Here is a 548-nt window from a genome sequence, read left to right on the forward strand (position 1 = left end):
CGCCATTGGCCAGGGGGCGTCGGCGGGCGCCGACAATTCCATCGCGCTGGGCGCCGGTTCGCAGGCCGCGACCGCCGCTGTGCCGGTGACAGGCGACACGATCGCGGGCACAGCGTACACGTACGCGGGCAGCGCGAGCGGCGTGGTGAGCGTGGGCGCAGCGGGGAACGAACGCCAGATCACGAACGTGGCACCGGGCCAGGTGCTGGGCACGAGCACGGACGCGGTGAATGGCTCGCAGCTATACGCGACCAATACGGCGCTCGGCGCGCTGTCCACGACGGTCGTGACGACCGTGTCGTCGCTCTCGACCGGCGTGTCCTCACTTTCGACCGGCCTGTCGACGCTGGCCGCCGGCGCGGTAATGTATGACGACGCCACCACGAAGTCACAGGTGACGCTGGGCGGGGCGGGCGCGACGGCGCCGGTGAAGCTGACGAACGTGGCCGACGGGGTGAACGCGAATGACGCGGTGAACGTGGAGCAGCTGTCCACCTCGGTAGCCAACGCGAAGCCGCACTACGTGAGTATCAACGACGGGGGCCTGG

The 548-nt window shown here is 69.9% G+C and carries 1 pseudogene; it reads left to right on the top strand.

The annotated features are described in order from the left end of the window. Positions 1–548 (top strand): annotated as a pseudogene (locus HV796_RS43220) (hypothetical protein); the annotation flags it as partial.

Origin of the sequence: Paraburkholderia humisilvae (assembly GCF_902859855.1) — a bacterium.
Lineage (GTDB): Bacteria > Pseudomonadota > Gammaproteobacteria > Burkholderiales > Burkholderiaceae > Paraburkholderia > Paraburkholderia humisilvae.